This window comes from Acinetobacter legionensis (assembly GCF_057165765.1).
This window is the reverse complement of record NZ_CM169896.1, coordinates 3,570,210-3,591,199: the sequence shown is the minus strand read 5'-3', so window position 1 is coordinate 3,591,199 and position 20,990 is coordinate 3,570,210. Positions and strand designations below refer to the sequence as shown.

The 20,990-nt window shown below is 38.4% G+C and carries 21 protein-coding genes; 13 read left to right on the top strand and 8 right to left on the bottom strand.

Annotated elements, in window-relative coordinates:
* The first annotated feature begins 38 nt into the window (after positions 1-38).
* The 3 genes from mscL to AC2G3J_RS16295 all read left to right on the top strand — a co-directional run bounded on the left by mscL (position 39) and on the right by AC2G3J_RS16295 (position 2,179).
* Positions 39-470, top strand: coding sequence for a large conductance mechanosensitive channel protein MscL (gene mscL, locus AC2G3J_RS16305; protein ID WP_004723003.1), 432 nt, complete (start codon positions 39-41; stop codon positions 468-470).
* A gap of 141 nt (positions 471-611) precedes the next feature.
* Positions 612-1,250, top strand: coding sequence for a hypothetical protein (locus tag AC2G3J_RS16300; RefSeq protein WP_483770288.1), 639 nt, complete (start codon positions 612-614; stop codon positions 1,248-1,250).
* 11 nt (positions 1,251-1,261) lie between these two features.
* The gene (locus AC2G3J_RS16295; protein ID WP_483770287.1) at positions 1,262-2,179 is read left to right on the top strand and encodes a hypothetical protein; all 918 of its coding nucleotides are present in this window, start codon (positions 1,262-1,264) and stop codon (positions 2,177-2,179) included.
* Here the strand turns inward: AC2G3J_RS16295 and AC2G3J_RS16290 are convergent.
* Positions 2,176-2,460: a peptidylprolyl isomerase gene (locus AC2G3J_RS16290; protein WP_004819160.1), complete on the bottom strand. Its 285-nt coding sequence runs from the start codon at positions 2,458-2,460 to the stop codon at positions 2,176-2,178. The two genes, AC2G3J_RS16295 and AC2G3J_RS16290, sit on opposite strands and share 4 nt — an antisense overlap.
* On the bottom strand, positions 2,457-3,308 hold the full coding sequence (gene mutM, locus AC2G3J_RS16285; RefSeq protein ID WP_336953349.1) for a bifunctional DNA-formamidopyrimidine glycosylase/DNA-(apurinic or apyrimidinic site) lyase: 852 nt from the start codon (positions 3,306-3,308) through the stop codon (positions 2,457-2,459). Before mutM ends, AC2G3J_RS16290 begins: the two co-directional genes overlap by 4 nt.
* A gap of 389 nt (positions 3,309-3,697) precedes the next feature.
* On the opposite strand from mutM, the gene AC2G3J_RS16280 reads away from it, so the two are divergent.
* The 4 genes from AC2G3J_RS16280 (at position 3,698) to AC2G3J_RS16265 (ending at position 9,336) form a co-directional block, all read left to right on the top strand.
* Complete coding sequence (locus AC2G3J_RS16280; protein WP_483770286.1) at positions 3,698-4,996, top strand: carbohydrate porin; 1,299 nt, start codon at positions 3,698-3,700, stop codon at positions 4,994-4,996.
* A 20-nt stretch (positions 4,997-5,016) separates the two neighbouring features.
* Positions 5,017-7,155 carry a TonB-dependent receptor domain-containing protein gene (locus AC2G3J_RS16275; RefSeq protein WP_483770285.1) on the top strand — a complete coding sequence of 713 codons (2,139 nt, stop codon included), beginning with the start codon at positions 5,017-5,019 and terminating at the stop codon, positions 7,153-7,155.
* A 19-nt stretch (positions 7,156-7,174) separates the two neighbouring features.
* Positions 7,175-8,302: an NADH:flavin oxidoreductase/NADH oxidase gene (locus AC2G3J_RS16270; protein WP_419328057.1), complete on the top strand. Its 1,128-nt coding sequence runs from the start codon at positions 7,175-7,177 to the stop codon at positions 8,300-8,302.
* 110 nt (positions 8,303-8,412) lie between these two features.
* Complete coding sequence (locus AC2G3J_RS16265; protein ID WP_483770284.1) at positions 8,413-9,336, top strand: AEC family transporter; 924 nt, start codon at positions 8,413-8,415, stop codon at positions 9,334-9,336.
* A 38-nt stretch (positions 9,337-9,374) separates the two neighbouring features.
* Here the strand turns inward: AC2G3J_RS16265 and AC2G3J_RS16260 are convergent, their stop codons facing one another.
* The 5 genes from AC2G3J_RS16260 to AC2G3J_RS16240 all read right to left on the bottom strand — a co-directional run bounded on the left by AC2G3J_RS16260 (position 9,375) and on the right by AC2G3J_RS16240 (position 13,644).
* Positions 9,375-10,187: a tetratricopeptide repeat protein gene (locus AC2G3J_RS16260; protein WP_336953344.1), complete on the bottom strand. Its 813-nt coding sequence runs from the start codon at positions 10,185-10,187 to the stop codon at positions 9,375-9,377.
* A 222-nt stretch (positions 10,188-10,409) separates the two neighbouring features.
* Positions 10,410-11,117, bottom strand: coding sequence for a DsbC family protein (locus AC2G3J_RS16255; protein ID WP_004819173.1), 708 nt, complete (start codon positions 11,115-11,117; stop codon positions 10,410-10,412).
* Positions 11,118-11,219: 102 nt separating this feature from the next.
* Positions 11,220-12,959: a DKNYY domain-containing protein gene (locus AC2G3J_RS16250; RefSeq protein WP_483770283.1), complete on the bottom strand. Its 1,740-nt coding sequence runs from the start codon at positions 12,957-12,959 to the stop codon at positions 11,220-11,222.
* 110 nt (positions 12,960-13,069) lie between these two features.
* Positions 13,070-13,390: a low molecular weight protein tyrosine phosphatase family protein gene (locus tag AC2G3J_RS16245; protein WP_353161165.1), complete on the bottom strand. Its 321-nt coding sequence runs from the start codon at positions 13,388-13,390 to the stop codon at positions 13,070-13,072.
* The gene (locus tag AC2G3J_RS16240) at positions 13,387-13,644 is read right to left on the bottom strand and encodes a hypothetical protein (RefSeq protein ID WP_483770282.1); all 258 of its coding nucleotides are present in this window, start codon (positions 13,642-13,644) and stop codon (positions 13,387-13,389) included. The genes AC2G3J_RS16245 and AC2G3J_RS16240 overlap by 4 nt, the downstream gene beginning before the upstream one ends.
* A 175-nt stretch (positions 13,645-13,819) precedes the next feature.
* On the opposite strand from AC2G3J_RS16240, the gene AC2G3J_RS16235 reads away from it, so the two are divergent.
* The gene (locus tag AC2G3J_RS16235; protein WP_004722984.1) at positions 13,820-14,065 is read left to right on the top strand and encodes a hypothetical protein; all 246 of its coding nucleotides are present in this window, start codon (positions 13,820-13,822) and stop codon (positions 14,063-14,065) included.
* Between the two features lie 363 nt (positions 14,066-14,428).
* On the top strand, positions 14,429-15,613 hold the full coding sequence (locus AC2G3J_RS16230) for a PQQ-dependent sugar dehydrogenase (RefSeq protein WP_483770281.1): 1,185 nt from the start codon (positions 14,429-14,431) through the stop codon (positions 15,611-15,613).
* 249 nt (positions 15,614-15,862) lie between these two features.
* Here the strand turns inward: AC2G3J_RS16230 and ygfZ are convergent, their stop codons facing one another.
* Positions 15,863-16,585, bottom strand: coding sequence for a CAF17-like 4Fe-4S cluster assembly/insertion protein YgfZ (gene ygfZ, locus AC2G3J_RS16225; protein WP_224964831.1), 723 nt, complete (start codon positions 16,583-16,585; stop codon positions 15,863-15,865).
* 238 nt (positions 16,586-16,823) lie between these two features.
* On the opposite strand from ygfZ, the gene acnD reads away from it, so the two are divergent.
* The 4 genes from acnD to AC2G3J_RS16205 all read left to right on the top strand — a co-directional run bounded on the left by acnD (position 16,824) and on the right by AC2G3J_RS16205 (position 20,763).
* Positions 16,824-19,430, top strand: a complete 2,607-nt coding sequence (gene acnD, locus AC2G3J_RS16220) for a Fe/S-dependent 2-methylisocitrate dehydratase AcnD (RefSeq protein ID WP_419819589.1) — start codon at positions 16,824-16,826, stop codon at positions 19,428-19,430.
* 122 nt (positions 19,431-19,552) lie between these two features.
* Positions 19,553-19,756, top strand: coding sequence for a hypothetical protein (locus AC2G3J_RS16215; RefSeq protein WP_419328051.1), 204 nt, complete (start codon positions 19,553-19,555; stop codon positions 19,754-19,756).
* Between the two features lie 170 nt (positions 19,757-19,926).
* Positions 19,927-20,061: a zinc ribbon-containing protein gene (locus tag AC2G3J_RS16210; RefSeq protein WP_004722968.1), complete on the top strand. Its 135-nt coding sequence runs from the start codon at positions 19,927-19,929 to the stop codon at positions 20,059-20,061.
* Between the two features lie 126 nt (positions 20,062-20,187).
* Positions 20,188-20,763, top strand: a complete 576-nt coding sequence (locus tag AC2G3J_RS16205) for a DUF4126 domain-containing protein (protein ID WP_483770280.1) — start codon at positions 20,188-20,190, stop codon at positions 20,761-20,763.
* Positions 20,764-20,990 lie beyond the last annotated feature (227 nt).

Below are 20,990 nucleotides of genomic sequence, written 5' to 3'. Positions count from 1 at the left end.
CACATAAAAAATACGCAAAATCGGCGTGGAGTTAAAGTATGAGTATTCTTTCAGAGTTCAGAGAATTTGCCATTAAAGGCAATATGATGGATTTGGCAATTGGTGTCATCATTGGTGGTGCTTTCAATAAAATTATCGACTCATTAGTGAAAGACGTGATTATGCCTTTAATCACAGTGATTACGGGTGGTGGTGTTGATTTTACTCAAAAATTTGTCGTACTGGGCGATAACCCAAATAACCTTTCATCATTGGATGAATTGACCAAAGCTGGGATTAACGTACTAACCTATGGTAATTTCATCACAATTGTATTGAACTTCCTGATCTTAATGTGGGTGGTTTTCTTGTTGGTTAAATTCCTCAATAAAATTCGTAAACCTGCTGAAGAAGCGCCTGCTGCTACACCAGAAGATATTGCATTACTGCGTGAAATTCGTGATGAATTAAAGAAACGCCCTGAAGCTTAATCTTCATCAAATTGATTCAAATTACAGTATTTTAATATGTCTAAAGCCTGATAAAGCTATTAAATCATTGTAAAAGAGTTGAATGAAACGGTACGATCAAGTACCGTTTTTTATGCAAGCAAGAAAATAGAGATGGGGCTGATGAAAAAAAACATAGGGATTATGGCAATACTTATCAGTTTGTATGCATGTTCAGAGCATCCAAAAGAGCAGCAATCCGCTGATACTCCAACATCTACGCAAGCGGATCGAAACCGACCTGCCAGTGGTTTAACTTTTAATGAAATGCCAAATGAAGATACCCGCTACGTCACTATAGAAACCGACTCGGTAGATGAAAATGAAACATTACTGTTGGCACTACAAACACGTTTATTAAAAGCCAATTTTGAGTTTATAGAAAAAGACAGTGGTAGCTCTTGGTCTGAAAATGATTGTTCTCTGAATAGGGTGATTCAAGTAAAAGGTGAGGGCATCCGCTCTTATAAGGCAATCAGTAAAGTTAAGTTAGGTGATGAAAAACAATATCGCCCAGATTTTGTTTTGCTGGTTTTTGCTTTTAAGGATGAACAGCTTGCTGAGCAAAGTTTTCAAATGCTTAAGTCTGCTGTCTATTCAGCAGGAGGATACTGTAATGGTAAATCTCCTGAAACCATCGTTAGAAATGGTAATGAAATATTTTACTTTACCACTCGCGAAGAAGCATTTAGATCATATATTGATGATTATGCGAAGTTTATCCATGAGTTTAAACCTGAGCAAATTGATTCAAAAATATAGGATGGTTTAAAGTGACTAGAACAGCTCAGATTTTTATTGTTTTGGCGAGTTTTCTAATCTATGGATGCCAAGCCCAAGTTAAAGTTGATGAAAATTTTATTAAGCAGTTCAGCCCAGAAATACGCCCTCAAGTGATCTCGATATGTGAACAATATGATTCTAATGATCAGGTTCAAGGGATTTATTTTAGTCGCTATGCATTTGGTTTATATACCTTTATTGGAATAAAAAACAACAGATTTGAAATATTAAGCTTTGATGATGTCAAGTACTCTCCTATAGATGAAGTTTCAGATATTGAATTGCAAACGGGTCAATATATAAAACGAAATGACCAAATCATTTTAAAAACGGAAAAATTGAATAAGTCAGACCCCTTGGCAAATCAAAGTGCAGATTTTGAAAACTTTATATATTTGCAAAACGCTCAGAGTGCATTTTTAATTAAAGATATTGAGGATGTAGCCAGTTCAATGTCATGGTCACAAACGATGGGAAGTGCACGTTCACAATTTAAGAAGATTCATTGTCATATTCAGGATTATCATCATTATAAAGGTGATGAAGAACCATCACCATCTTATCAAGCATTACCTGAACGCTTTAAAGCGCTTGTGTTTGAGCAACCTTTGCATTTGACAATAAAGTCTGCGGAAGACATTTCTAAGTCATTAGAGCGAAATGATGATTCCGAAACAGTAATAGAGCAAACAGTTCAAATTCTAAGTGGAAATACTCAGAAGTTATTTATGAATCAGCCAATCTGTATTATTGAAGGGCAAGGAAAAGGATTGTATGGATACATAAATCAACCGAGTCAGCCCCTTACTAAGGCATGGATGAGTTTTGAGCGAGGTGCGAGTATGGGAATTGCCAGACAAGGGGATATCATTTCAACTTCATACCAAGAATGTAAATCTTTAAACTAAAAATCCATGCGAAATTTAATCTCAACCAAGTGAAAGCCGAATTGGCTTTTTACTGGGCCATGGAGTACACGTTCAGCAGCGGTAAATACAAGTTTATCAATCACAGGAACAAGCTGTCCTTTTTTCACTTCACCCAGTTCACCACCACGTTTTGCTGAATTACATGTGGAATGCTGTTTGGCCACTTTGGCAAAATCAGCACCATCATGAATCTTCTTCTTAAGTTGTTCTGCCAAGTCCTTATCTTTGACGAGAATATGTCGAACGATTGCAGTTTTCATTTACTTTTTCCTCGTGGTTTTTGTGGGATGCTCTTCGCGATCTTTAATGGCTGGCATTGTGGGCAAAACACACTGGCTCTTTGTCCTAACTTTAAATTTTCTAAAGTGGTTTCACAGTTAATGCACATCTCACCCGCACGTCCATAAGCCAATAAGGTCTGCTGAAAGTAGCCATTCTCACCCATGGCATTGCTATAGTCTCTTAAGGTTGACCCACCCAAATCAATCGCTTGCTTTAAAATTCGTTTAATTTCGATGACCAATTTTTGAATTTGCGCTTTCGTCAAACTCGAAGCAGGCTGTGCAGGGTGAATCCCTAAATTAAATAAGCTTTCAGTTGCGTAAATATTACCTACACCCACAACAATATGGTTATCCATGATTGCAACTTTTGTGCCGACATTTTTATTTTTAAACTTTTCTGCTAAATATTCGGCATGAAATTCATCACTCAATGGTTCAGGCCCTAAAGTATCAATCAATTTTGTTTGGCTTTCCTCATTCAGCCAAATGATACAACCAAAGCGTCGGGGATCATGATAGCGCAGCTGTGTGTCTTCAAATTGAATGATCAGATGGTCATGCTTTCTAAGCGCTTCATGTTCATCACAGATTCTAAAACTCCCTGACATACCCAAGTGCCATAACATGCTATGGGTTTCAAACTCTGCCAAAATATATTTTGAACGACGTGTTAAGCGAACGAGTTTCTGACCTTGAAGTTGTTGAATATCTTCGGGAATTGGCCAGCGTAACCGTGACTCACGTACTTGAACATGAAGAACTTTCTGGTCAATCAGGGGGAGTAAACTGTTTTTTGTTGTTTCAACTTCTGGTAATTCAGGCATGCACTTGTCACATTGGTGTGAGGACTGAATATTGTATGCAAGAATTGGATTGCATTAAAGGGCGGTTCTGTTGAGCCTACGACTTTAGGTTGAAATTATAGAGATGATCGTTGAATAAGATTGAAATATTATTCCTAAGCCATTGTTATATAATATAAAGTTTATTAATAAAATAAAGTTTTCCAATTGATAAAAAATATCTGATAGTTATATGTAAAAAAATGTGTAAATTTCTAGTGAATTGTTTGCTGAAATAATTCTTTTTATCTCGATATTTCAGCAAAAATAGTCATTTTAAAGCTGGAACTTTCTATTAAATTTAGACAGTTAAAGTGATTGAGAGTTGGCTGGTTTATCTTTATTCGTTTTGTTCCTGATTAGGCTTTCCCATGAAAAAAATTGCTTATCCTTTATTGGCAATCTCTGTATATAGCATAATGTCTTTTGCCTCAGCTGAAGATGCGTTTAATTTACATGGCTCGACCATGACGGGTGACTGGAATGGGAGTCGGACTGAATTTGCAGAAAAGGGAATCAAATTTGATGGCACGATTGCCATGGACAGTTCATATCTCGCTGAGGGTGGTTATGATGCGCACCAAGCGCCAACATTTGCGACACAATTCGGACTGGGTACAACTTTAGATATGGGGAAGCTGGCGGGTTGGAATGATGTGACTATTCGTGCTTTAGTTACAGCACGTCAAGGTGAAAGTACTTCACTCAGAGGTATCCAAGCACCAGATGCACCTCAGTGGGCAAACTCGCAAGCCAATTGGGGCCGTGGTAATTCGGGGAGCCGTCTCAGCGAATTATATATAGAAAAGAATTTTAAGGATCAAGGACTAAGCCTGCGTTTAGGTCGTATGGGTTTAGGTACTGAATTCAATACCATGGCTTGTGATTTCCAAGGCAATGCATTTTGTGCAGCACAGATGGGGAAATGGCAAGGTAAGCTTTGGTATAACACACCAGTCTCACAATGGGGCGCACGCTTAAAATATCACATCAATCCTGAACTATTTGCACAAGTGGGGGTGTTTGAATACAACCCTGATAATGCTTTAGAGCGACAAGGCTGGAATTTGGATACAAAGCATGCCGATGGTGTAAATATTCTTTCTGAAGTGGTGTGGTCACCTAAGCAGGGTGTGAATGATTTACCAGGCAGTTATCGTATTGGTACGCTTTACAATACTGCTGATGAGGCTCAAAATCAGTACGATGTTGCTTATAAAGCAGGAACTAAGGCTGAAGATCGTACATACGGCGGTTGGTTTGCGTTTGAACAGCAGTTGACTTCAGCTGGGATAGGAAAACGTGGTTTACACAGTTTTGGTAACTTCACCATTCATGATCGTACGACGACAGCCGTAAATGATTCACAGCAACTTGGTCTAAAATACTATGGTCTGTTTGATAGTCAACCAAACGATATTCTAGGTCTAGCTGTAAATCGAGTACATTTGAACGATCGGTATACTAACTATGTGAATAGTGCTCGTTCAGGAACAAATTTAAGACAGTTGAATGAAGATGCAGAGTATAATGTTGAGTTGAACTACTCATATTACCCTGCCAAATGGTTCATGCTTCGTCCTTTAGTGCAGTATGTGGTACATCCTGGTGCAACCAATCAGGTGGACAATGCATTTGTCGTTGGCTTGGGGTCTAAAATTATTTTTTAATACAACTCGAGGACACCTTTATGCAAAGAGTGAAACATCTAAAAATTAATACAACACTACTTTGCTTAACGGTATGTATCACACAGAGCTTATATGCTGAAGTGGAATCTCAAGATTCCACTCAGCAGCATTCTACTCAGCAACTTCCAACCATCAAAATTGAAGCTACACGTTCTGATACTAACATATTAAATACCCCGGCATCGGTATATAGAGTCGATCAACAACAAAATCAAAATAATATTGGGGTAAACCTCACTGAAACACTCAAGGGAATCCCAGGGTTACAGCTCAATAATCGTGAAAATTATGCCCAAGACTTACAACTGTCTATGCGCGGTTTTGGCGCACGCTCAACTTTTGGAGTCCGTGGGATACGTCTTTATGTCGATGGGATTCCTGCGACGATGCCAGACGGACAAGGCCAAACTTCAAATATTGATTTAACGAGTTTAGATCATATTGAAGTGCTAGGTGGGCCATTTTCATCACTGTATGGAAACTCCTCTGGGGGCACGATTCTCACCACGACCAAAGAAGGAACAGGGCGTGATTCGGTAGAGTTAGGTTATTCAGGTGGAAGTAACAATAAAGGCCGTGCTGACATCACCTTACAAGGTGGTGCAGATAAAGCCAATGAACCAAGCTATGTGATCAGTTCTTCTTATTTTGATACTGATGGCTATCGTGATCACAGTGCCGCAAGAAAAGTGTTGAGCAATGCCAAACTCACGTGGGACTTAGATGATGGTTCTAAGATCAATTGGCTGATCAATCATGTGGATATTTCCGCTGATGATCCACAAGGTTTGACACGCGAGCAATGGAAGCAAAATCCTAAACAGGTCAATGACAGTAAAAATATCTATGACGTTCGTAAAGATATTAATCAAACACAAACAGGTATCAATTGGACTAAGCCCCTGAATGATCATCAAGAGCTTTATAGTATGGCTTATATTGGTCATCGTGAAGTGACTCAATACCAGTCCATTCCAAGTTCTGCTCAAAAGAATCCACGTCATGCTGGTGGGGTGATTGATTTCGAACGAGACTTTTATGGCACTGATTTACGTTGGACTGGCAAAGACTTATTACCGAATACACGGATCAGTGTAGGCGTGGCTTATGATGCAATGAATGAAGACCGCCAAGGGTATGAGAATTTTAATGCCAATGGCCAATATGGGGTAAAAGGCAACTTGCGCCGTGATGAACGAAATACTTTATGGAATTTAGATCCTTATCTTCAGGCATCTTGGCAGTTTTTGCCGACTGTACGTCTAGATACAGGGTTACGCTATAGCAATGTTCATTATGAGTCAAAAGATCACTATATTATTGGTTTGAATGGCGATGATAGTGGTCAAACCGATTATAACAAATTGCTTCCATCGGCTGCTTTGACATGGGAAATTACTCCTGAGATCAGCAGTTATCTCAGTTATGCTAAAGGCTTTGAAACACCAACCTTTACCGAAATGGCCTATCCAACACAAGGCACGGCAGGGATTAATTTTGCGCTTAAACCTTCAACCAGTGATAACTATGAGCTTGGTTTAAAAGCACAAAATCGCCTAGGTAATTTTACTGCTGCAGTTTTCCAAAGTAATACTCAAGATGATATCGTTTCTGCGGGGACACTCAATGGACGTGCAACCTATCAAAATGCAGATAAAACACTGCGCCAAGGTGTAGAGCTGTCATGGAATAAAAAGCTGTGGAAGAATTTAACGGCTCAAGCTAGTTATAGCTTGCTTGATGCTACATTTGATGCAGACATTCCCAACAGTGATCCTAAAAAAGTCATCCAAAGTGGCAATTACATTCCTGGTATTGCAAAAAATCAAGCCTTTGTATCTTTCGGTTGGTTGCCTGAGCAGGGCTTTAACGCAGGTGTAGATGTTCGTTATATGGATAAAATCTATGTAGACGATCTCAATACAGATACTGCACCAAGTTATACAGTAACCAGTATGAATGTCGGTTATATCTGGAAAAACAATGATTGGAAAGTGCATAGTTTTGCTCGAGTCGATAATTTATTCGATAAAAATTATGTTGGTTCAGTCATTGTAAATGATGGTAATAGTCGATTCTTTGAACCTGCTGATGGTATTAACTGGAGTGCAGGACTTAGTATCACTAAACAGTTCTAATTCATTGGGAAAATAATTTATGTCTGCTCAACCAAAGTTATTTGAATCTATTCAATTTGGTTCACTCTCCCTCAGCAATAAAATTATTATTGCACCAATGTGTCAATACTCAGCAACAGATCAGGGTGAAGTGACTTATTGGCATGAACAACAATGGGCAAGTTACGCTTTGTCAGGTGCGAGCTTATGTATTATTGAGGCGACAGCGGTTCAAGCCGAAGGGCGGATCAGTTATGCTGATGTGGGACTTTGGAATGATACCCAACGAGATCAAATCAAAGCTTTACTCAATAAGGTAAAAAGCATTGCTCCCACACCTTTTGCTATTCAGCTTGCGCATGCAGGTCGTAAAGCTTCGACTGAAAAGCCTTGGTTGGTGAAGCAGGGGAAAGGTCAGATTGCGCCTGACCATGAACACGGATGGCAAACTGTATCAGCCAGCGGTATTGCTTTTAGCCCGAATGATATTGCACCGCATGAATTAACCATTGATGAAATTAAAACAATTATTCAAGACTTTGCGCAAGCGGCGATTCGTGCAGTAGATGCTGGTTTTTCATTGATTGAAATTCATGCGGCGCATGGGTATTTACTACATCAATTTATGTCACCACTGTCTAACCAGCGAACTGATGAATATGGTGGAAGTTTTGAAAATCGTATTCGTTTTACATTAGAAGTTTTTCAAGCCATTCGAGCAGTTGTGCCAACTGACTACCCTGTAGGTGTACGTATTTCTGCAACTGACTGGATGGATGCAGAAAATAGCTGGAATGTTGAATCAAGCATTGGCTTATCAAAAGCTTTAGCGCAACTTGGTGCTGCTTATATCCATGTATCTTCTGCGGGATTGCATATTCAACAAGATATTAAAGTGGCTGCAAATTACCAAGTGCCTTTTGCAAATGCGATTAAAAAGCAGGTGAATATTCCTGTAATAACAGTGGGCTTAATTACCGAAGCTGAGCAAGCTGAACAGATTCTTCAAGATGCTGAAGCAGATGCAATTGCATTGGCAAGAGCGATTTTATATGACCCACGCTGGCCTTGGCATGCTGCAGCAAAATTGGGTGCAAAAATCTCGATTGCACCACAATATTTACGTTGTCAGCCGCATGGAATCAAAGATCTGTTCTCAGCATATTGATGGCATAACAGTTTTGATTCACTCATTATTCTTTAAACGTATTTAAACTTAATAAAGATATATTCTAGGATATATCTTTATTTGTATGATCTGGAAAAGGAACGGCTTGAATGATTTTTTCGGTAATTTTTCCAGTATTTTTCCTGTTATTTTTGGGTTTTATATCTGTCAAAATCCAATTGATCTCTAAAGAGCAAATTACTGCAATTGGTGCTTTTGTAATCAAAATTGCATTGCCTGCTTTATTACTTCATGCACTGGCTGCAAAAGATTTACATGAGATTTGGTATCCTGCCTATTTCTTTGTTTATACAGGGGTTACTTTTACTCTATTTATTTTGGCCTTTATTTTAGGGCAAAAGCTTTTTAACAATCATTTTACCCATGCTTCTGTGTTTTCACTTGGCGCATCAATGTCCAATACTGGGTTACTGGGCGCAGCAATTTTGACTTTGCTGATGGGTAGTGAAGCCATGATTTATATTTCACTGATTGTTATCATTGAAAGCGTATTTCTTGTACCGCTGATGTTAACCTTGGCAGAAATAGGGCGACAAAGACAAGCCAATTTAGCCGCTATTTTAAAAACAACATTTCTGGCTTTATTAAAAAATCCATTGTTCTTGTCAGTGATGATTGGCATGAGCTGTACGATCTTCGAAATTCAAATTCCACATGTATTAGACCAAGTATTTGCCTTGTTAGGTCAGACTGCCTCACCTTTAGCGTTATTTATTATTGGTGGTGGAATGGTTGGGATTACGATTCAATCACTTAATCTACAAACCATTTATTTGGTGGTTTCTAAAAATATCTGTATGCCGATATTGGTCTATTTAGGCTTGACTCATTTAACCGACTTGGATCAAAAGATGATTTATGCAGGTACCTTGATTGCTGCTTTGCCTATGCCCTCTATATTTGGAATTTTTGGCCAAGTCTATGGTTTAAATGAAAAAGCACTGACACCATTGATGATTAGTACTTTACTGAGTTTTATTGTGGTGAGTGTTTTGATTGGTGTTTGGTGGTAAAAAAATACTCTCTTGCGAGAGTATTTTTTAAGAGCTGCTTATTTTTTTGCTGGTGCTTTGGGAGCAGGTGTTTTGCCTTTTTCAGCAATTAGTTTGTTTACAACATCCAAAGACTCTTTTGCCTTAGGCACATTATTTTTAGCAAGTTCTGAGAAAATCTTTTGTGCTTCTGGCAGATTTTGATCAATGATATTGCCATTAGTCAGCATATTTCCGACAGCCATCAATGCTGGAATATATCCTTTTTTAGCTAAATCTTGGATTGATTTTAAACCTTGATTAACTGCTGATGCATTTTTCTTCTTTAAGCCATCGGTGATGTCATACAGCGCTTTCGCATGAATTGCAGGTGCAAAATCTTTTTTCACTAAAGGATCAAGTTTTTGTAAGCCGAGTTTATCAGATGCAGGTGTACCTTCAGAAAATAATAAAACAGCCAATTCCACGGTAGCATCATCAAATCCTTGAGCAGAGGACTTCTCTAAGTATTCACGGACTTTCTTTTCATCTTTGGCTAAGCCCAATTGACCTACTGCATAGCTTTGCGCCAAGACATAGCTTGCAACAGAATAGCCTTTTGCTGAAGCATCTTGATAATATTTCAAAGCTTTCTTATCGTCTTTGGTTGTACCTTGTCCCGTTTGGGTTAAATAGCCTAAGTTATATAATGCTTGCGCATTGCCAGCCTTTGCAAGACGTTCAAGTTCTTGATACGCCGCAGGATAGTTTTTTGCTTGAATTAGCTCTTGTGCTTTGGCAAATGTAGGGTCAATGTTCGCTTTAGCTGTATCTGCTGCAAATGCAGAAATACATGAAAAGCTGAGTAGTGTAGCGAATAGAATTTTTTTCATTTTGACGATATACCTTGTTTTAATTTCAACATAATTCCATTTATGGTGTGAGAACATTGTTGAGGACGTTTTTATCATAATTTGAAAATTATAAATGTAAACATGCCTATTGTATAAGTTAGTGTATTTAAATTTTAATTTATTTATAAATAAGAAAGAATTAAGGATATTTTAACAACATTAAAGCCTAGAGAAATTTTTTATTCTCTAGGCTGTGGGCTGTTATTTTACTGCTTTGAGGAGTAATTCAATTTCGCCTGCTTCACGTGCCCCTGAAATACGGGTGCCATCTTGTAAGAAGAATGTTGGTGTACCATCGACTTCGAGTGATTTTGCTAAAGCAATATTTTTCTCAATTGGGTTCGTACATGACTTGTTTGAAGTCGGTTGTTTCTTATCAATTAAATAGTCTTCCCACGCTTGGTACTGGTTTTTAGAGCACCAGATTTGCTGTGAAATACTTTCAGCATTTGGATGTAAACGGGTAATTGGGTATAAAAATAAGTAAACGGTTAAGTTGTCGATATTTTTTAATTCTTTTTCAAGATGTTGGCAATATGGACAGTCAGGATCACTAAATACGTAGATTACACGTTCACCTTTACCTTTGACATGCTTAATGGCTTGTTTCAAAGGTAATGATTTTACATCAATACTTTTTAGCGCTTGCATACGTTCTTCAGTCAGATTTTTTTGTTCTTTAAGATCAATTAAATTGCCGACAAAGAAATATTTTGCTTCTTCATTGGTATAAACAATACGCCCACCCATATAGACTTCATAAACATCTTTAATTGGTGAGTTTTGTACCGATTTCACCTGAATCTCAGGATATTTGGTTTTTAAGTTTTGCTGTAAAGTCTGAATATCTGCATGTGCAGAAGAAAAGGTAAAAAGACCCAAAGTCAGAAGAGATAACCAGATTTTCATGTTAAAGCTCAAAATAATAATGTGGATATTGTGCACTCAATAAAGATCAAAAATATATTGAGATCATGTAATTGCCAATGCGATATTCAGTTGATACCACGCTTAATTTCGTATTGTATTCTGGATACCATGGCGTGTTAACTCATTTCTGAGTTGTTGGATATATTGATTTAATTCTACTTGTGAGTCACTCCGTAAGCGTAATTGCGTACTAAAATTAAAGATTCTGCTGCGTTTTCCATTACGCTGTAAAATTTGAAAGTGCCCAATATGACTACCATTCGCTGTTGTCCTATGGGTACTAAATTCAACGCATGTGACCTGATCTAATGGGTAAGAGGTCATCATCAAATTACTGACGATCAGTTTATGATTGCGTATATAAAATGGGGAAAAATTTAAATTAAACCGTTTAAATATCCACATCAGCATACTCAAAAATGCTATGAAAATGATTGGAACCAACAAGCCCCAATATTTGTCTGAGCGGTTAGTTGTCTCTACTTCGAGTAATTCTACATGTTTGGCTTCAACCATTTTTTGCTCTTCAATCCATTGTCGAATATCGTCAGTGCGTGGTTGAGTTCTCAGTAAATTTTGAATCGTTTGTGGGTCGCGAATATGATAAATCGTGGCCTTAACCAGTTGGCTATTTCCTAACTGATCAAAATAGTAAAATGCATTGCCATTTTTCCATACACTGCCATAGTTGTAATTTACATCCCCAAGTTTTTGCCATGAGGAATGAAGTGGTTCAGCTAATTTTAGAATATGGGTGGATTTGGAAGAGGCTGATCCTTTATTGCTGCGATATTCACTGGCTTGTAGATAGAGAAGCTGTGTGCCATCAGAAAAAATCAGCGGTGCGATTTCTTTAAATGCTTTGCCTAAAAATGGACTATCACCTGCGCGACGCATTTTTTTCTTATTCAGATCAAAATAATAAATCCCTGTGTCGTTATAAAACAAAGCATGGTTAATATGATCGCCATGTTTGCTTAAGAGATGATAAGGCGCATATTGAGGATCAAAGGCAAATTCGTTGACATAGACCATACCATCGACAGGATTGAGCAAATAATATTGGTTATTTAAACCGTCTATTTCAATACTATAAAGCTTTCCATTGTCTTTTAAATCGAGCAGGGTGTTATTGTAATAGACGTTTTTTCCATCCGCTCGATAGGCATAGTTACGTTCACCTAAGACAAGTTTGAGTTGGTCTGGATTGGCTCCTGAAAGTAATTTCCCTTGAAAATAGGTGAATGTCCCATTACTTGCCGTATCATTTCCGGAATTGACACGATAAGGCAGATTGCCTGATCCAAGTTTAAAATAGGGGTAGAGATAACTTTGTGGTTTTGAAGCTAGGGCAAAATTTTGTTGCATGATTTGCCATACTTCTCGAAGCGCACTTAAATCTTTATTTCGTTCGGTGGAGGGGGAGCAATACCAAGTGTCTTTTCCAGCAGTAAAATAACCATCCCCAATAGTTTTCACCTGTTGAGGTTGCACACCCTTTAGGATGATATTGCCACAATAGACATGCAGTTTATCTGCACCTAGTTGTCGGTATTGGTAATTATCATTGGGTAAATAAAAACTTTGAACATCTGCTTCTGGGATCAAATAATCACCATTGCTGGGTACAGCGGCATAGATTTGGTTGTTATATTTTTGAAATATTCCCAGTTTTTCTGTAGTCGCCGTAAAAGGAATCTCATCTGAATTTGAGTCAGAAAATCTAAATATAAAACTAAAGCTGAATAGAAGCGCGCATATCACCAAGATAAGCGTGAAGGTTTTAAGGATAGAAAATACTTTTAGTGGATTCTGCATCATTTATTTTATTGTTAAATATTGATCGGGTTGAGTTATGGCAATTTAAGGTTGTTTCGTCATCATTTTGATTATGAATTGGTCATACAGATTGATGGCAAGGTCTTTAGCATTTAAGGCAAATAGGGTTGCATAGCCTCTGTTAAAATTTCGATTAACTCTTCATCCATATAGTGATAATCGTCTGGAATATCCAATACCATGACTTTTTTATGTTGTAACTGGTTGGGGAATTTCTCTTTGATATTTTGTTTATGCTTTTGCTCCATGACAAAAATCATATCTGCCCACGCAATATCTTTGGCAGAAATACGATGTTTGGCGTGTTTACTTGTTCCCGCAGAGCGCGTGGAAATGCCATAGCCCACTGCAAAGACACGCTCGGCAGTGGGACTACGCCATTGGTTACGACTACAAATAAAAAGGGTGTTCAATCAGCAGTCTTCCAAAAATCATATTGTGCTTGTTTTCGTCTTTTGGCAGAAGAAATACGTGGATATTCAATTCTTAATTGTTTAGAACGAGATCTTTTTAACGATCTGTTCCAAAGTAATTTCCAGTCTTTTTCTGGTTTCCAAAGGCTTGAAGTATGTCTGCAATCTCGACCACGGTGTAAATAATTTACCTTACGTCTCCAAGCGCGATTGCGGTTTAATTCATTTTCAAAATATTGTTGTGTATTGTCCATAGCTAAAATTCATGAGTTGATCGGGTTCAGCAGCCGCGATAACACATGATTGGGCTATTTTATAAGTATTTATCGGGTTAAACAAGCCGAATGATTTTGATAATGTTTATTTAGGGCCATTTTAAAGGCACTGAAAAGGGTATAATTCTGGCTAAATAGAACGTGTGAGTAGATGATGTTTATAAAAGGCATTAGACGTAATTATGACAAAGTCAGCCAAGATGACAGTATTGCCGATGAAGATAAGATAGATGCCTTATTGATCAAACTGGGTGGTGAGTTTCTTGTCAGTAAGGATGACCGTGTTTATATTTTTGAAAAAGATGGTCAAACGGCCAAGTTTGATGCAAAACATGCACGGGCATTTCACTTTAAAGATTATTTGTGTAAAGACATGAATAAATTATTTCATGGGTTTTAATATCCATTGAAAATTAGTGAACTGTTCAATTGGGCTATAAAAATATTTTAAGCATTTGGATGAGCCCTCTACCGATGTATTGATGGTGGTTAGGGCTTTCTAAAGTAATAACTTTTGATGTTGTCATTGTTTATTTTCTTAGTTCTGTTTTTTGATGCGCTGTGTGCCGTAGAATGAGAGTGAATGCTTTAATCCACTGCAATGATACATTCGGAGCTTGGCTAAAAACAATATAAAACAATGGCTTGTATCTAGATGATCTTTGTATTTTTCTAGCAAAATTATTTGACTATATACTCGTGCTTCAAGTTATATAATATAAAAAAGAAGGCTGTTTTTCCTAAGATTAATCGAGACGTATCTATGATGAAAGTACTGTCAATCTTATTCATAAGTTTAGTTTGTTCAATGGGGATTTTAGCTCAACAGCCAAATCTTGTGCCTCAGCAGGTTAAGTTAAAAAATGGGAAGCGCTTTTCTTTAAATCTTCCAGCAAATTACGAAATTATTCCAGCGGCTGAGGGCTTAAAGCGAGTTCGTTTTTTTAGCAAAGCTCCTGATGGCAGAATGTTTGTAACAGATATGCACGATTTGACTGATAATAAAAAAGGCATCGTTTATATTTTGGATGAATGGAACCCTGAAACGGGAAAATTCGGCAAAATTATTCCTTATATGACGGGGCTGAAGAACCCTAATTCAGTTCAATTTTATACAGATTCTTCAGGACAAGATTGGTTGTATTTAGCGGAAACTAATCAACTGACCCGACGAAAATTTACCAAAGGTGAAATTAAACCAACCGATAAAGCCGAAGTTTTAGTAACTTTTCCTGACTACGGTTTAAGTTATAAATATGGTGGTTGGCATCTAACACGGACACTTGCCGTGGGTGGGAACGGGAAAATTTATGTTTCTGTCGGCTCAAGCTGCAATGCTTGTACCGAGAAAGAAAAAGTTCGGGCAACAGTATTAGAAATGAATCCCGATGGTTCGCAACAAAAGATTTTTGCTACAGGTTTACGCAATGCAGTCGGTTTGAAATGGGTTGGTAATTTTTTATTTGCCACCAATCAAGGTGTGGATCATTTGGGTAAAAATAAGCCTGATGAAACTTTTTATGCACTCAAACGTGATGCAGATTATGGCTGGGCTTCATGTTATTCGTCGAATGGAAAAATTTTGGCAGATCCAAAATTTAAACGTCCGTCAGCTTGCAAAAATGTATTGCCTCCTTATGCCTATTTCCCAGCGCATTCATCTGCACTTGGTTTTGACTATTTTGATCATCCCAATACAGATGACACCATCAAAAATTCTTTTTTAGTTGCTTTACATGGTTCTACCGATGCCACGATTGGTCATGGCTATAAAATTGTGATTATGCGTAAAGGGCAAAAACTACAGACGTTTATGGATGGCTTTTTAGTGGGCAAAAATGTCTATGGTCGCCCTTGTGATATTTTTCGAGTAGATGAAAATTCATTTTATTTCTCTGATGATAAGAGCGGTGTGATTTATTATGTTCGGCAAAAAGCATCTTCCTAAATTTTGAACTTTTCTAAAAATTTAGGCGTTAGTTAAAAGAACATGGCTGAGAATAAAAAATTCAGGTGAAAGTAAAAATATAAATTGTCGATAAATCTTTGGAAGCAGTATTAGACCGGAAAGTATTCATCTATGAAAATGAAGCTAACCAATTGCTAATGTTAAAGTTGTTTTGATTGACTCAATCATTTTATTCTCTAAATAAACCTACAAGGTTGTAGGTTTATTATTGTAGACAATTTTGAGAAATTACTGCGGTCTCGCCACATCACCACTTAAGCTTTCAGGTAATGCTAAAACAGTCACATCTAACTCTTCTAAAGCATCAGGACGGGCAACCACAAGCGCAATATAACCATTTTCAAATGCTGCACTATTTACCACTTGAACACCTTTATTCAATTGTTCAGCTTGAGCAGGGGCAGGACCTGTACCTTGAATGACATGTAACCATGCTTTTGGTTTTGCCTTAAACCAGAGGCGTGCAATCACTTCCTGACCAAGATAACACCCTTTGTCATAATTGATTCCTTCACGTTGGTGTAAGCGTAATTCTTGTGGTTGAAATACATGTTCAATTGCTTGATTTATATAAGCCTGACCAGTTTGAATTGCAGCAATTTCCCATACTGAAATATCGGTTTCTGTAGCAGAAAAATCAGTCGTTGAGCCGTTCAATGTTGGAAAAACTTGTCCAGTTTCTTCAAGCTTCATTTTAGAAAAAGCGCCGTATTTTTTAATATGTTTGGCAAATTCTTCGGCTTGATCTTGAGTCGTAACAATCTCTAAATGTTCAGGATTAATTTTTTTAAGCCATAAGCCAAAATGAATACGACCTTTAAGATCACAAATCGCAGTGTATTGGGTGATGTTTTCAGCCAAAGCTTCAACGTTTACAGTCACTTGACCTTGTAGAAATTTGATTGCATCAACACCAATCAAGGTAAATGAGGAGAAAGCTAGATCGCTCATGAATTGCTCGCTTATCTTAAATCTAATACTAAAGAATTAATGTTATTTTCCGCTATTTTTCAAAAAAAAGCAGATTTAGTGCAAATATTTTAATGAAGTTGTTACTAAATATTTCAAAAACCCCTGTTTTTATATCTAAGCTTATGAAATATAAACGATTTGGGAAATGGGTTTTCGACAGTGTACTATGCCAATCATTAGACACGCAGTACAAAATGATGCAAGAGGCACAAAACTAATGAATAACAACTATCGTAAACCACTGCAAGGTACCCAGCTCGAATACTTCGATGTGCGTCAAGCCGTAGAAGACATCCAGCAAGGCGCATATGCAAAACTTCCATACACTTCAAAAGTATTGGCCGAACAGCTGGTACGCCGTTGTGATCCAGCCATTCTCGAACAGTCTTTAAAAGAACTAATTAACCGTAAACAAGACCATGATTTCCCTTGGTATCCAGCACGTGTGGTATGTCATGACATCCTTGGACAGACGGCATTAGTCGACCTTGCAGGTTTACGTGATGCGATTGCAGATCAAGGCGGTGACCCTGCTAAAGTTAATCCTGTTGTACCAACACAGTTGATCGTTGACCACTCATTGGCGGTGGAATACGGTGGCTTTGATCCAGATGCATTTGAAAAAAACCGTGCTGTAGAAGACCGCCGTAATGAAGACCGTTTTCACTTTATTGAATGGACCAAAACAGCGTTTGAAAATGTCGATGTGATCCCAGCAGGGAATGGCATCATGCACCAAATCAACTTGGAGAAAATGTCTCCAGTGATTCAAAACCGTGAAGGTATCGCATTTCCAGATACTTGTGTCGGTACCGATTCACATACGCCACATACAGATGCGTTGGGTGTAATTTCTATCGGTGTTGGTGGTTTGGAAGCTGAGAATGTGATGCTGGGTCGTGCATCTTGGATGCGTCTTCCAGACATTATCGGTGTGGAATTGGTGGGACAGCGTAAAGCGGGTATCACTGCAACAGATATCGTTTTAGCACTTACAGAATTCTTGCGTAAAGAACGTGTAGTGGGTGCATATTTAGAATTCTTTGGTGAAGGCGCGGACAGTATGTCTGTAGGAGATCGTGCAACGATTTCCAATATGACTCCAGAATATGGCGCAACTGCGGCAATGTTCTATATCGACCAGAACACCATTGATTATTTAACCTTGACTGGTCGTGAATCAGACCAAATCAAATTGGTGGAAAGTTATGCCAAAGAAATTGGTCTTTGGGCATCGGATATGCAACAAGCAGAATATCCTCGCGTACTTCGTTTCGATCTTTCAACGGTAACACGTAATATTGCAGGTCCATCAAACCCACATGCACGTGTATCAACAGCAGATTTAAAAGAGAAAGGTATTGCAGGCGTAGTTGAAAACCGTACTGATGGTTTAATGCCTGATGGTGCAATCATTATTGCTGCGATTACCTCTTGTACCAATACCTCAAACCCTCGTAATACAGTTGCTGCGGGTTTGTTGGCGCGTAAAGCAAATGAATTGGGCTTAGTGCGTAAACCTTGGGTGAAATCATCATTTGCACCAGGTTCTAAAGCTGCTGCACTTTACCTTGAAGAAGCTGGCGTACTGGAAGATTTAGAAAAGCTTGGTTTTGGTATCGTGGCCTACGCATGTACGACGTGTAACGGTATGTCTGGTGCTTTAGATCCAAAGATTCAGCAAGAAATTATTGATCGTGATTTGTATGCCACTGCGGTACTTTCAGGTAACCGTAACTTTGATGGTCGTATTCATCCTTATGCAAAACAAGCATTCTTGGCTTCACCCCCATTGGTGGTGGCTTATGCAATTGCAGGCACAATTCGTTTTGATATTGAAACGGATTCATTGGGCAATGACAAAGACGGTAATCCAGTTTATCTAAAAGACGTTTGGCCATCTGATGCTGAAATTGATGCGTTGGTTAAAGAGTCTGTAAAACCAGAACAGTTCCGTAAAGTGTATATCCCGATGTTTGATTTGGGTGTGACAGAAAAATCAGAAAGCCCGTTATACGATTGGCGTCCGCAAAGTACTTATATTCGCCGTCCACCATATTGGGAAGGGGCTTTGGCTGCACCACGTACATTGTCAAATATGCGTCCACTTGCGATCTTACCTGACAACATTACCACGGATCATTTGTCACCATCGAATGCAATTATGATGGATTCGGCAGCGGGTGAATATCTGCATAAAATGGGCGTACCTGAAGAAGACTTTAACTCGTATGCAACGCATCGTGGTGACCATTTAACTGCGCAACGTGCAACTTTTGCCAACCCAAAACTGTTTAATGAAATGGTGGTTCGTTCAGACGGTACCATTAAGCAAGGTTCTAAAGCGCGTGTTGAGCCAGAAGGCGAAGTGATGCGTATGTGGGAAGCGATTGAGATTTATATGAATCGTAAGCAACCACTGATCATCATTGCTGGTAAGGATTATGGTCAAGGCTCTAGCCGTGACTGGGCTGCGAAAGGTGTTCGTCTTGCTGGGGTTGAAGCGATTGTGGCTGAAGGCTTTGAACGTATCCACCGTACTAACCTTGTTGGTATGGGAGTGTTACCACTTGAGTTTAAAGCGGGCACCGACCGTAAAACCTTAAAGCTTGATGGTACTGAGCTGTATAGTGTGATTGGTAATATTGCACCACGTACAGACTTAACTTTGGTGATTGAGCGTGCCACGGTTGATGGTAAGAGTGAAGTGATTGAAGTTCCTGTAACTTGTCGTTTGGATACTGAAGAAGAAGTGCATGTGTATGAAGCGGGTGGGGTATTACAACGCTTTGCACAGGATTTCTTGGAAGGGCAAGTGGCTTAATTGAATTCTATTCTTTAAATCCTCCCCCAACCCTCCTTTGAAAAAGGAGGGAGTTCTTCTCTTTTTAAAGATGAGAAGTATTACTTCGCAAGGGGGGCGATTAAGGAAAAAAGGAATTGAAATTGTTGAAAAAAATCCCTACTGTTCAGTGGGGTTTTTATTTGGGGAATAAAATGTCTTTATTACGAAAAACTCAAAGTGATACGGTAAATTCTGATGAATCAATCACAGCTGAGCGTCTTTTAAACGTATTGTCACAGATGCCTGATGATTTTTATGAGGAAGAAAGAACAGATGAACCACCTCAAGAAAGAGAAGAGCTTTAAATGGTTTGCGCTATTTAATGATTAAGCAGTAGCTCTCAAAAACCATAAATTTTTCTTTTGAAATCATTTCTTGCAAAAATGACACCATCATTTTTAGAAATAGACAGTAGACATACATCAAAATATGGCTATACTTTATTCACCATTTCTAAAACCTATGGAGAACAAAAATGGTTACTGCTGGCGAAAAACCCGGAACAGGCTTCTATTTTTGTGTCCAATGCGGACATCGCACTTACTTAGAAATTGGTACAGATCGTTTACCCCAGTGTACCAAATGCCTTGGCAATCAATTTAAAAAATAAGATTGCTAAGCCGCACAGATAAAACAGATACTCCCTGTTTTAAGCAAAAGCCCTATCCAGTGATAGGGCTTTTTGTTAATTTAATAATAGTTCAAAAGATAACGAGAAAAAGGCAGATAAATCATTATGGAAACAATCCTGAGTCTATGTATTGGCATTGGTTTAAGTGCCGCCTGCGGTTTTCGTGTATTTGTACCGTTATTGGTGATGAGTGTTACATCACTGATGGGCTGGTTTGAGCCAATGAAAGGTTTTGAGTGGTTAGCGATACCATCGGTATGTATTGGTTTAGCTGTCGCGACTATTTGTGAAATTGGCGCGTACTATATTCCTTGGGTCGACAATGCTTTAGATACTATTGCCACGCCAGCAGCAATGGTAGCTGGAACATTGACCACCATGGCGGTCAGTACAGGTGAAATGTCACAGTTTGCAAGTTGGGCGGCTGCGATTATCGTTGGTGGTGGTACAGCAACAGCTGTACAAATGGGCACGGTTGCGGTTCGTGGTGTATCTACTGCAACGACAGGCGGAATAGCCAATCCTTTGGTGTCTACAGGTGAGTGGATTGGGGCAATAGTGGTATCGGTATTATCACTTATCGTTCCTGTATTGGTGGTGATTGTTGGTATTATTTTGATGGTGCTAGCGGTTCGCTGGTTAAGAAAGAAAAAACAAGAAAGCGTTGTTCATCCATTGTAGTTAGTGTGTTTTAGCATTTGTGAAACAAGTGTTTATCAAGATTCAAAGAGGATAATGACTCAATTCAATTGGGTTGAGTCATTAAATTGGATTAAGTGTTTTCTGTTTTTTGACATAAAATTTGATTCACTCTAAATCGAATACAAAGACAAATTTCCCCAACAATAAATCAATAAAAGAGAGATTGATTTTTGCACCTTAAAGGCATACTTTTGTTATGGGATTGA

Bases quoted from the DNA above. Each gene is read 5' to 3' on its own strand.
- mscL (WP_004723003.1), top strand. From the start codon at position 39: ATGAGTATTCTTTCAGAGTTCAGAGAATTTGCCATTAAAGGCAATATG.
- AC2G3J_RS16300 (WP_483770288.1), top strand. From the start codon at position 612: ATGAAAAAAAACATAGGGATTATGGCAATACTTATCAGTTTGTATGCA.
- AC2G3J_RS16290 (WP_004819160.1), bottom strand. From the start codon at position 2,460: ATGAAAACTGCAATCGTTCGACATATTCTCGTCAAAGATAAGGACTTG.
- mutM (WP_336953349.1), bottom strand. From the start codon at position 3,308: ATGCCTGAATTACCAGAAGTTGAAACAACAAAAAACAGTTTACTCCCC.
- AC2G3J_RS16280 (WP_483770286.1), top strand. From the start codon at position 3,698: ATGAAAAAAATTGCTTATCCTTTATTGGCAATCTCTGTATATAGCATA.
- AC2G3J_RS16275 (WP_483770285.1), top strand. From the start codon at position 5,017: ATGCAAAGAGTGAAACATCTAAAAATTAATACAACACTACTTTGCTTA.
- AC2G3J_RS16270 (WP_419328057.1), top strand. From the start codon at position 7,175: ATGTCTGCTCAACCAAAGTTATTTGAATCTATTCAATTTGGTTCACTC.
- AC2G3J_RS16265 (WP_483770284.1), top strand. From the start codon at position 8,413: ATGATTTTTTCGGTAATTTTTCCAGTATTTTTCCTGTTATTTTTGGGT.
- AC2G3J_RS16260 (WP_336953344.1), bottom strand. From the start codon at position 10,187: ATGAAAAAAATTCTATTCGCTACACTACTCAGCTTTTCATGTATTTCT.
- AC2G3J_RS16255 (WP_004819173.1), bottom strand. From the start codon at position 11,117: ATGAAAATCTGGTTATCTCTTCTGACTTTGGGTCTTTTTACCTTTTCT.
- AC2G3J_RS16250 (WP_483770283.1), bottom strand. From the start codon at position 12,959: ATGATGCAGAATCCACTAAAAGTATTTTCTATCCTTAAAACCTTCACG.
- AC2G3J_RS16240 (WP_483770282.1), bottom strand. From the start codon at position 13,644: ATGGACAATACACAACAATATTTTGAAAATGAATTAAACCGCAATCGC.
- AC2G3J_RS16235 (WP_004722984.1), top strand. From the start codon at position 13,820: ATGTTTATAAAAGGCATTAGACGTAATTATGACAAAGTCAGCCAAGAT.
- AC2G3J_RS16230 (WP_483770281.1), top strand. From the start codon at position 14,429: ATGATGAAAGTACTGTCAATCTTATTCATAAGTTTAGTTTGTTCAATG.
- ygfZ (WP_224964831.1), bottom strand. From the start codon at position 16,585: ATGAGCGATCTAGCTTTCTCCTCATTTACCTTGATTGGTGTTGATGCA.
- acnD (WP_419819589.1), top strand. From the start codon at position 16,824: ATGAATAACAACTATCGTAAACCACTGCAAGGTACCCAGCTCGAATAC.
- AC2G3J_RS16210 (WP_004722968.1), top strand. From the start codon at position 19,927: ATGGTTACTGCTGGCGAAAAACCCGGAACAGGCTTCTATTTTTGTGTC.
- AC2G3J_RS16205 (WP_483770280.1), top strand. From the start codon at position 20,188: ATGGAAACAATCCTGAGTCTATGTATTGGCATTGGTTTAAGTGCCGCC.